This is a genomic window from Amycolatopsis sp. NPDC051371 (genome assembly GCF_040682155.1).
GTDB lineage: Bacteria > Actinomycetota > Actinomycetes > Mycobacteriales > Pseudonocardiaceae > Amycolatopsis.
The window spans coordinates 1-9,929 of the sequence record NZ_JBFBAG010000054.1 but is presented as its reverse complement, the minus strand read 5'-3'; the positions used below and the strand labels follow the sequence as shown (position 1 = coordinate 9,929).

Genomic DNA, 9,929 nt, shown 5'->3' with positions numbered 1-9,929 from the left:
CCCGGTCGCGGCACGCGGCGAGTCGTCCGGCGCCCACCCCGTCGCCGGCCGCGGCGAGACTTCCGGCGCCCACCCCGTCGAACCGTCGCCCGCCGGCCGCCGTGGTGAGGGCTCGGGTGCTCACCCGGCCCGCCGGGGCGAAGGCACCGGCGGCCGCCGCCGCGGCAAGGCCCCCGTCCGCCCGGAGGAGTCCGCCGCCGAGCGGACCGAGGTCATCACCCGGCACGGCGAGGCCTCCGGCGACTACCCGATCACCGCCCGGACCGTCGGCAAGGGCGAAAACACCGGCTCCTCCCGCATCCTCGACCGCGAAGAAGTCTCCGGCGAGAGCGAAAGCACCTCGCGCCGCGGCCGCCGTCGCAACGAAACCGCCGCCGAGGGCGAGACCCCCGGCCGTCGTCGCGTCCCCGGCCGCACTGACGCCACCGCGCCCCCCGCCAAGAGCGAGGCCACCGGCTCGCACCGGACCCTCGGCAAGGTCGAGGCCACCGGGTCGCACCGGATCGTCGGCAAGAAGGCCCCGCGGCGCCGGATCGCCGGCTGGCCGATCGCCTGCGCCGTGCTCGCCGCCCTGATCGGGCTCGGCGTGATCGGCTGGAACTGGGCCGACAGCGAGCTCAACAGCCGCGCCGAGGCGCAGGCCGCCAGCTGCTCCGGCGGCACCTCCACCATGCGGATCCTCGTCACCCCGAGCGCCCAGAAACCCCTCACCGCCGCGGCCGACCGCTGGAACCAGGCCGCGACCGTCGTCCACGGCCAGTGCGTGCACGTGACGATCGAGGCCAAGCCGTCCGCGCAGGTGCTCGACGCGCTGGTCGGCCGGACCAACCTCGACTCGATCGGCGGGCTTCCGGCCGCCTGGCTGCCCGAGTCGTCCTACTGGGTCAGCGAGCTCAACACCAAGAAACCCGAGCTGATCGGCTCGCCCGCGCAGTCGGTGGCGAGCGCGCGTTCGGCGGACTACCCGTTCGTCGGGCTCTCCGGGAACGGCATCGACGACACCGTGCTGCGCGCGGCCCAGACCTTCCGCGAGTACCTCGAACAGCCGGCCCAGCAGGCTGACTTCGCCGCCGCGGGGATCAAGACGGCTTAGACGCGGGTGCCGTTGTCGAGCTCGGCCACCACGGCGAGGTCGTCGTCGGCCAGCTCGAAGTCGAAGATCCCGAAGTTCTCGCGGGTCCGGGTCGTCGTGGCCGAAGCCGCCACGGCGACCGTCTCCGCCTGCAGGTGCCAGCGCAGGACGATCTGGGCCGGGGTCTTGCCGTACTTCGCCGCGAGCGCGGTGACCGTCTCGTCGGCCAGCAGCCCCGCGTTCGCGGCCGGGCTCGACGCCGCGGTCACGATGCCGCGCTCGGTGTGGAACTCGCGCAGCGGGACCTGCTGCAGCCACGGGTGCAGCTCGATCTGGTTCAGCACCGGGACCGCGCCGGTGGCGTCGATCAGCCGGCGCAGTTCCGCGACGCCGAACCCGGCGACGCCGACCGCGCGGACGCGACCGTCGGCGCGAAGGCGGCTCAGGGCGCGCCAGGTGTCGGTGAACGCGCCCTTCGTGCCGTCCAAAAGGCACAGGTCGGCCCGGTCGAGCTGCAGCGCGGCCAGCGACTGGTCCGCGGCCCGGCGGGCGGCGTCGTACCCCTGGGCTGGCACCTTCATGCTCACGAACAGCTCTTCGCGGGGCACTCCGGCGAGCGCGTCACCCACCGCCGCCTCGGTCCCCGGCGCGGTGTCGAAGCCGCGGTAGCCGGTGTCGAGGGCGATGCGGACGGCGCGGCCGACTTCGGCGGCGGTCAGTCCCGCGACACCGAACAGCAGCTGGGGGATGCGGACTCCGTCGGACAGGGCGAGCGAAGGCGGGACGGCCATCTGCCGGTGATCCTCACGTCGGATGCTGCGCGGGTGTCCCCCATCATTCCACCGACGCGGCTCGCTCGCGCAGGTATGCGGCGGTCGCCGGGTCGGCCGGGAAGAACGACTCGATGACCAGCTCCGCGACGGTGACGTCCAGCGGCGTGCCGAACGTGGCCACGGTGCTGAAGAACGTGAGGTCGGTGCCCTGGTGGCGGAACTTCAGCGGCACGAAGATGTCACCCGGTCCAGGGACCTCCACCTCGGGCACCGGCTGGTCGCACGGGTAGCCGCGCAGCTCGTCGAGGAGGTCGGTGAGCCCGGGGTCCGCGGTCTGGCCCACCTGACGACGAAGCCGGCCGAGCAGGTGGGCGCGCCACTCCCCCAGGTTGAGGACGTGCGGGGCCATGCCGTCGGGGTGCAGCGTCGCGCGCAGGACGTTGGTGGTCAGCTCGGCCGGGATCCCGGCGACGAAGAGACCGATGGCGGCGTTCGCGTCGACGAGGTTCCAGTTCCGGTCGACGACGGCAGCCGGGTAGGGCTCGTGGCTCGCGAGCAGCTGCCGGACGGCCTGGCGGACGGCGCTCATCTCCGGGTCCCCCAGCGCGTTCTCGGTGTAGGCGGGCGCGAACCCGGCGGCGAGCAGCAGCCGGTTGCGCTCGCGCAGCGGGACGTCGAGGTGCTCGCCGAGGCGCAGCACCATGTCCCGGCTCGGCCGGGAGCGCCCGGTCTCGACAAAGCTGAGGTGGCGGGTCGAGATGTCCGCCGAGATCGCGAGGTCGAGCTGGCTGATCCGGCGCCGGTCGCGCCATTCCCGCAGGAGTTCCCCGACGGGCCGCTGCCGGTTTTGCACCGTAGTCGTCACGCGAGCGACGCTACGGCGATCACGGGGTCGCTGCCATTACTTCGGGGGTAATGCCCGCAGGCGGCTGGGTCGCCGCCGCCGCATTACCTCTCGCGTAATCGACGCGCCGCGCGCCGTCCGCCAGAGTCGGTCTCAGCGCAGGACAACGACAAACCGTTGTCCCCCAACCGAAGGAGCATCCCATGACCGACGTCCGCACCGTCGTCGAGCAGTACATCGCCGTCTGGAACGAGACCGACGGGGACAAGCGCCGCGCCCTCATCGCCGACGTCTTCACCGCCTCCGCCGGCTACACCGACCCGCTCGGGGCCGTCCGCGGGCACGACGGGATCGACCAGTTCGTCGGCGGCGCGCAGCAGCAGTTCGCCGGGCTCACCTTCAGCCTGCCCGCCGACCCCGACGCGCACCACGATCTCGCGCGGTTCCAGTGGTACCTCGGCACGCCCGGTGCCGAGCCGGTCGCCATCGGGTTCGACGTCGTCGAGCTCGAAGACGGGAAGATCGCCAACGTGCACGGCTTCCTTGACAAGATGCCGGGCTGAAAGACAAGCGTGCGGGCTCCCGGCCGGGAGCCCGCACGCACGGTCAGCTCTTCAGCGCGCCCCGCCAGCGCACGGTCGGGCGCAGCTTCTCCGGGTTCACCCGGTGCTTGTTGGCGCCCACGATGTCGAACATCGACTCGATCAGCGTGTCCGAGACCAGGTGCGGCTCCAGCCCCAGCCCGACCAGCCCGGTGTGCTTCACGTTGTAGTAGTGCTCGAGCGCCTCCGAGCGCGGGTTCTCCAGCTGCTCGATCTGCACCGGACCGGGGAACCGGTCGGCGACGAGGTCGGCGATGGCCGCCACCGACAGGCTCTCGGTCATCTGGTTGAAGACGCGGAACTCCCCCGCCTCGGCCGGGTTCTCCACGGCGAGCCGGATGCATTCGACGGTGTCGCGGATGTCGATCAGGCCGCGCGTCTGGGTGCCCTTGCCGTACACGGTCAGCGGCTGGCCCAGCACCGCCTGGATGACGAACCGGTTCAGCACCGTGCCGAACACGGCGTCGTAGTCGAAGCGGGTCGCCAGTCGCGGGTCGAGCGCCGTCTGCGGCGTCTGCTGGCCGTACACCACGCCCTGGTTGAGGTCCGTCGCGCGCAGCCCCCACGCGCGGCACGTGAATTCGATGTTGTGCGAATCGTGGACCTTCGTCAGGTGGTAGAACGACCCGGGCCGCTTCGGGAACAACACCCGGTCTTTGCGCCCGTTGTGCTCGAGGTCCAGCCAGCCTTCTTCGATGTCGACGTTCGGCGTGCCGTATTCGCCCATCGTGCCCAGTTTGACCAGGTGGATCGCCGGGTCGATCTCGGCGATCGCGTACAGCAGGTTCAGGTTCCCGATCACGTTGTTGTGCTGGGTGTACACCGCGTGCTCGCGGTCGATCATCGAGTACGGCGCGGACCGCTGCTCGGCGTAGTGGACGATCGACTCGGGCCGGAAGTCGCGCACCGCCCCGAACAGGAACTCCGCGTCCAGCAGGTCGCCTTCGTAGCTGGTGATCGTGCGCCCCGAGACCTCGTGCCAAGCGGCGATCCGGTCGGCCAGGGATTCGATCGGAACGAGGCTTTCGACGCCGAGTTCGGTGTCGTAGCCGCGGCGGGCGAAATTGTCGAGAACGGCCACCTCGTGGCCTTTGTCCGATAAGTGCAACGCGGTCGGCCAGCCCAGATATCCGTCACCGCCGAGAACCAGCACTCGCATTGTGCCGCCTTTCCTGCTCGTTTACGCAACAAGCATGCTGATCCCACGAACGAGCAGAGGCTTGCAAGAACCCGACGCTGTTATTCCGGGGCTCCGCCCCGGGCCGGGGGCTCCGCCACCCGGAACCCCCCAAGCAAGTTATCGATCACGTGCTGATGAGCACCTGGCAATGAGCTGTGAATCTCCTATGCGTAGGGGACCCGGACGGCGGCGCGGCGGGCCCGCGGGGAGGATGGGGGCATGACGACCGTAACCAACGGCGTGCGGCCCCGCACAACGGAGAAGACCCGCCGCCGCGGCTGGGCCCGGCTGGGGCGCGCCGCCGCGACGTCCGTCGCGGCCACGGTCCTCAGCCAGGTCGTGCTGCTGGCGGTCCTCGCGACCGGCGGTGCCGCGGCCCTGGCGAGCACGCTGGCCTGGGCGGCCGGCGCGGTGCTGAACTTCCTGGTCACCCGCCGCTGGGTGTGGGGCCGCACCGGACGCCCGCGCGTCCGCCGCGAACTGCTGCCCTACCTGGTCGTGATCGGCCTCGGCGGTCTCGCGTCCATCGGCCTGACGACGCTCACGGGCTCGCTGCTGACGCCGCTGAACCTGCCGCACTTCTGGTGGGTCGTGCTCGTCGACGGCGCGTACGTGGCCAGCTACGCGATGGTGTTCGTCGTCAAGTTCACCCTGCTCGACCGGCTCGTGTTCGGCCGCGGCGCAGCACGTACCCCCGCCACCACGTCCCCGTCATGACCCGGGCGTAGTTGGCGCCGTAGACGACGCTGCCGCCTTTCTTGCTCTTGCCCGCCTTGCGCAGCCGCATGCTCATCGGCAGCTCGACGACCCGGGCGCCGCGCGCGGTCACCCCGAGCATCAGCTCCGACGACTGGTACTGCGGCTCGTTGAGCGGCACCGAGCACGCCAGGTCGGCCCGCATCGCGCGGAAGCCGAACGACGTGTCGGTGATCCGCCGCGCGGTCAGCACCGACGCCAGTGCGGCGAACACGCGCACGCCCAGCCACCGGACGCGGCTGTCGGCCTCTTCGTGCCCCAGCCGCCGGGACCCGGTGACGAAGTCCGCCGTGCCGTCGACGACCGGGCTGACCAGGGCTTCGAGCTCACTGTTGTCGTACTGGCCGTCGGCGTCGGTCGTCACGATGTAGTCGGCGCCGGCCTCGGCCGCGAGGTGGTAGCCGAGGCGCAACGCGGCGCCCTGGCCGCGGTTGCGGGGCGCGACGCAGACGTACGCACCGTGCTCTTCGGCGATCGCCGCCGTGTCGTCGGTGCCTCCGTCGACCACGACGAGCACGTCGACCCGCATGCCCAGGCACTCGTCCGGCATCTTCTCCAGGACTTCGCCGATGCCGCCGGCCTCGTTGTAGGCCGCGATGACGACGGTCAGCGGGGCCAGCGCGAGGTCGGGGTGGCGGCCGCGGAAGTCGTCGAGGGCGCCTTGGTCGACGTCGTCGGGGAACGCGGCGAGGCGCTTGCGGCTGGCCGACGTCAGCGTGGTGAAGCCGAGCGCCCCGGCCACTGGGAAGAGCACCAGCGCGGGGATCTGGTAGCGCCAGGAGAACTGGAACACCGCCGAGGCGAACAGCAGGACCAGGCCGCTCGACGCCGCGAGCAGCGCGCCCGCCCGCGCCGGGTCCAGGGGTTTCTTGCGGCGGAACACCGTCAGCAGGCCCAGCAGCGCGCCGATGCCGAGCACCGCGCCCGGGACGTACCCGCCGCCGAGCTGGTAGTCGCGCAGGAACTTGGCCAGGGGCTGGTCGACGCTCGCGACGACGCCGTCGTTCTGCTGCGTCACGAGGTCGATCAGCGACTGGTCGGCCCACTGCGGGTAGCCGAGCTGGAACTGCCACCGGTCCAGCGGGACGTCGGTCGGGTCCTGCTCACGCGTCCAGGCGAAGCTCTTGGAGAAGTCCTTCAGGATCGCTTCCGCGACGTCGGCGGGCTGCTCCTTCAGGACATCGACCGCGAACGCGTGCGCCAGCGCGGCCTTGTCCGCGCCCGGCGGCAGCGGCCCCGGCCAGTTCGGGTCGAGGTCGGCGTGGGTGTAGTTGTCCACGAGCCGCGTCTCGCGCGGCTCGGTCGGGCAGAACACCTGCAGCTCGGGCGAGAGGTGAAGGTTCGCGCAGTCGGCGACGGCGGCGGTCCGGCCGTAGAGCATGTTCCCGGACGGCCCGGTCAGGCCCCACTTGCCGGTCTCGGAGTGCACTCTCGCCGAGTAGGGCACGAGCACGACGAGCAGGCCCAGCACACCGGCGCCCGCGCGGCGCCAGCCCGCCCAGTTACGCCACGCTCCCCCGGCGACGACCAGGAACACCAGCAGCGGCAGGGCGAGGGAGATCCCGACCAGCCGCGTCAGCACGCCGAAGCCGAGCAGCAGCCCGGCGACGCCGGCGCGCTTCCAGCCCGGCGTGCCCCAGCCGAGCAGCAGCCAGAGGAGCCCGAGCAGCACCGCCTCGAAGACGACCTCGGACATGATGTTCTGCTCGATCTGCAGCTGGTAGGCGTCGAGCAGCACCGGCACCGCGGCGAGCGCGCCGACCCAGGGGCGGCCGCCGAGGCGCAGCACCAGCGCGTACACGCCGATCGCGATCAGCAGGCCGCCGACGTGCTGCACGGCCGCGACCCAGGCGAGCCCGCCGACGGCCAGCAGCGGCCGCAGCACGAGGTCGTAGCCGATCGGGTCGAGCTGGTCGGCGCGCAGGGCGTGCAGGTTGTCGATGTAGCGGAAGGAGTCGATGTACAGCAGCGCGGGCCGGTACGCGAGCCAGGTCAGCACCCGGAGGGCGATCGCGGGAACGAGAAGCAAGAGCAGCAGCCAATGCCGCCGCAGGAATGCGCTCACGGTGTCGCGTTTGGACGGTCGAGGCCGGAGAAGTACTTCCACGCCGTGGCCAGGCCGTCGACGAGCGAGACGGACGGCTCGTAGCCGATCGTCTCCGCGCTGGCCGAGACGTCGACGACCACCGCGGGCATCTCCCCCGCCGGCGCCTCGACGTGCTCGACGGGCAGTTCGGCGCCGGTCACCTCGCGCACGGCCTCGACCATCTCCAGCACGGAGACCGAACGCCCGGCGCCGACGATCGCCCGGCCGGTGTGGCCGCTGTCGAGGGCCAGCAGAAGGGCGCGGACGACGTCGTCGACGTGCACGAGGTCGCGGCGCTGGCGGCCGTCGCCGTAGATCTTGACGCCGTCGCCGGTCAGCGCGGCCCGCATCATGCGCGGCACGAAACTGTCCTTGTGGGACATTCCCGGGCCGTAGACGTTGGTGAACCGCAACGCACACGTCGTCATGCCGTACGCGCCGGCGTAGCCCGAGAGCAGCATTTCGCACGCCGCCTTGGTGGCGCCGTAGGGCGTCAGCGGCCGCAGCGGCAGGTCCGGGGTGATCGTCGCGGTGCCGACGTTGCCGATCACTGCGTTGGTCGAGGCGAGCAGGAACTTCGGCACTTCGCGGCGGCGCGCGAGCTCCAGCAGTTCCTGGGTCACCAGGACGTTGTCGGCGAACGTGTCCTCGGGGAGCTCGACCGACTTCAGCACCGACGTCAACGCGGCGAGGTGCACGATCCCGGCGGTCTCGCGCGTCACGGCTTCCTCGCGGACGGCGGCGTCGCGGAGGTCGCCGGTCACCACGCGGACGTCGTCGTCGCCGTCCGGGAACGGGACCCGGTCCACGACGGTGACCGGGACGCCCCGGTCGCGGAGGGCGCGCACGACGGCCCGGCCGATGAAGCCGCTGCCGCCGGTCACGACCACGGACGTCCGATCGGGACCGTGCGCACTCGACATGGCGCCAACCTACCCGTCGTTCCTGTGCGGGCTTTGCCGGGCGTACGCACAACTGCGTATGGCCGCCTCTCCGGCCGGATTGGTGTTCTTGGGGGGTCAGAAAGCACTGGGGAGGAAGGCTTCACCATGAAACGACTCTTCACCGTTCCGGCACTGCTGCTGGCTTCGCTCGCCGGGGTCCTCACCGTGTCGGCCGCGCCCGCCCAGGCGGCCACGACCGACGTCGGCATCATCCCGGCGAGCCGGTCGTGCCCGGTCGGGACCGAGGCGATCGTCATCCGGATGGACGACGAGGACTCGGGCAACGCGAACTCGCGCGGTGGTTCATCGGGGCGGTCAGCAGCACCAGCAACACGGAGATGTTCTTCTGCCGGGTCAACGGGGCCGCGTTCCGCGGGGTCACGCAGTCCGGCTCGTTCCGGCCCTACGCCGTGCTTAAGCTCGGCGCGAACTGCCCGAACGGCTCGCAGGAGTTCTCGCGCCGGTTCGACAACGAAGACGACAGCAACAACAACTCGTTCTCCGGCACCATCTTCCCGAACGTGAGCGACAGCAACACGCTGCTGCGGTTCTGCCTGTTCGCGCCGGGGGTGGCCACGACGACGGCGTTCCCGAACGTCGGCTTCAGCTACCTGGTGTTCTCGGGGGTCGATTCGTCGGGCTTCTTCCACACCGACGACGAGGACGACAGCAACAACAATTCCTACAGCGCGGCGGCCGGGATCAGCAGCATCGCGCAGTCGATGGTGAGCGCCGGCTCGAACACCACGCTGAACGTCCGGATCGCCCGGTAACGACCGGTTCGTATCTCCCTCGGCCCGTCCGGGTCTTTCTTCACCGGACGAGCCGAGGGGGATCACGGGTGAGCAGTGAATTGACGGCGCGGCATCTGCACCGCGCCTTGGAAGTCGCGCGCGAGTTCAGGTCGGCGGGCCCGGCGGCCGGGCTGGCCGGGCTGGGCCGGCTCGTCGGCTGCGACTTCGTCTCGTGCACGAGCGCGGAGCACACGACGCGCCGGCTGACCGGCGCGGTCACCGAGCGGCCGGAGGACAACCTCATGCGACACCCGGAGTTCCGGGCCGAGGTGAGCAGGCATCCGGCGTTCGCGGCGCACCGGAGCGGGCGGCTGCCGCTGGGGACGTCGGCCGCGCTCACCGACCTGGCGGACCTCCGCACGCTGCGGGCGCTGCCGCTGTACACGGACTTCTACCGCCCGCGCGGCACCGTCGACCAGCTGCTGTGCGTGGTCGAGGTGGATGATCGGGCCGGGCGCATCCTGACGCTCAGCCGGTCGCGGCCCGGGTTCTCCGCGCTGGATCGGGCGTTGGTGGACTTGCTGGCGCCGCACCTCGCTCAGGCGCTGGCCCGGGCGGAGCGGCCGCCGCTGCGCCCGGGCCACGCGGCGGCGACGGAGCTGCTGACCGCCCGCGAGCGGCAGGTGGCGGAAGCGGTGACCCGCGCCGCCGGCGACCGCCAGATCGCCCGTCACCTCGGCATCAGCCCGCGGACGGTGCAGAAGCACCTCCAGCAGATCTACCGCAAGCTCGGCCTGGCGAGCCGGGCGGAGCTGATGGCCCACCTGACCGGCCGCGCGGCGAGGTCGTGAGTGCGTGATGCTGATCGGCAGCGTGCCGATGGTGAAGCTCTAACACCCGTCCGAGTGAACCCGGCGGCGATCCCGGCGATCGCCGCC

General features: G+C 71.5%; 9 protein-coding genes and 1 pseudogene. 5 read left to right on the top strand and 5 right to left on the bottom strand.

What is annotated here, in order from left to right:
- A pseudogene (locus tag AB0M59_RS44080) lies at positions 1–1,093 on the top strand (hypothetical protein); the annotation flags it as partial.
- Here AB0M59_RS44080 and AB0M59_RS44075 read toward each other — a convergent pair.
- Positions 1,090–1,863, bottom strand: coding sequence for an aldo/keto reductase (locus AB0M59_RS44075; RefSeq protein ID WP_364627696.1), 774 nt, complete (start codon positions 1,861–1,863; stop codon positions 1,090–1,092). The pseudogene AB0M59_RS44080 and the gene AB0M59_RS44075 sit on opposite strands and share 4 nt — an antisense overlap.
- A gap of 43 nt (positions 1,864–1,906) precedes the next feature.
- Positions 1,907–2,710: a helix-turn-helix transcriptional regulator gene (locus AB0M59_RS44070; protein WP_364627694.1), complete on the bottom strand. Its 804-nt coding sequence runs from the start codon at positions 2,708–2,710 to the stop codon at positions 1,907–1,909.
- Between the two features lie 182 nt (positions 2,711–2,892).
- On the opposite strand from AB0M59_RS44070, the gene AB0M59_RS44065 reads away from it, so the two are divergent.
- Positions 2,893–3,252, top strand: a complete 360-nt coding sequence (locus AB0M59_RS44065) for a nuclear transport factor 2 family protein (RefSeq protein ID WP_364627692.1) — start codon at positions 2,893–2,895, stop codon at positions 3,250–3,252.
- Positions 3,253–3,295: 43 nt separating this feature from the next.
- Here AB0M59_RS44065 and AB0M59_RS44060 read toward each other — a convergent pair whose 3' ends face one another.
- Positions 3,296–4,450 (bottom strand): NAD-dependent epimerase/dehydratase family protein, encoded by a 1,155-nt coding sequence (locus AB0M59_RS44060; RefSeq protein WP_364627690.1) that lies wholly within the window; start codon positions 4,448–4,450, stop codon positions 3,296–3,298.
- A gap of 240 nt (positions 4,451–4,690) precedes the next feature.
- On the opposite strand from AB0M59_RS44060, the gene AB0M59_RS44055 reads away from it, so the two are divergent.
- Positions 4,691–5,188: a GtrA family protein gene (locus AB0M59_RS44055; RefSeq protein WP_364627688.1), complete on the top strand. Its 498-nt coding sequence runs from the start codon at positions 4,691–4,693 to the stop codon at positions 5,186–5,188.
- On the opposite strand, the gene AB0M59_RS44050 is transcribed toward AB0M59_RS44055, so the two are convergent.
- On the bottom strand, positions 5,118–7,292 hold the full coding sequence (locus AB0M59_RS44050; RefSeq protein WP_364627686.1) for a glycosyltransferase family 2 protein: 2,175 nt from the start codon (positions 7,290–7,292) through the stop codon (positions 5,118–5,120). The two genes, AB0M59_RS44055 and AB0M59_RS44050, sit on opposite strands and share 71 nt — an antisense overlap.
- A complete protein-coding gene (locus AB0M59_RS44045) occupies positions 7,289–8,236 on the bottom strand; it encodes an NAD-dependent epimerase/dehydratase family protein (protein ID WP_364627684.1) in 948 nt (315 codons plus the stop codon). Before AB0M59_RS44045 ends, AB0M59_RS44050 begins: the two co-directional genes overlap by 4 nt.
- A gap of 359 nt (positions 8,237–8,595) precedes the next feature.
- Here AB0M59_RS44045 and AB0M59_RS44040 point away from each other — a divergent pair, with 359 nt between their 5' ends.
- Positions 8,596–9,030 carry a hypothetical protein gene (locus AB0M59_RS44040; RefSeq protein WP_364627683.1) on the top strand — a complete coding sequence of 145 codons (435 nt, stop codon included), beginning with the start codon at positions 8,596–8,598 and terminating at the stop codon, positions 9,028–9,030.
- A gap of 68 nt (positions 9,031–9,098) precedes the next feature.
- Positions 9,099–9,842 carry a LuxR C-terminal-related transcriptional regulator gene (locus tag AB0M59_RS44035; RefSeq protein ID WP_364627681.1) on the top strand — a complete coding sequence of 248 codons (744 nt, stop codon included), beginning with the start codon at positions 9,099–9,101 and terminating at the stop codon, positions 9,840–9,842.
- Positions 9,843–9,929 lie beyond the last annotated feature (87 nt).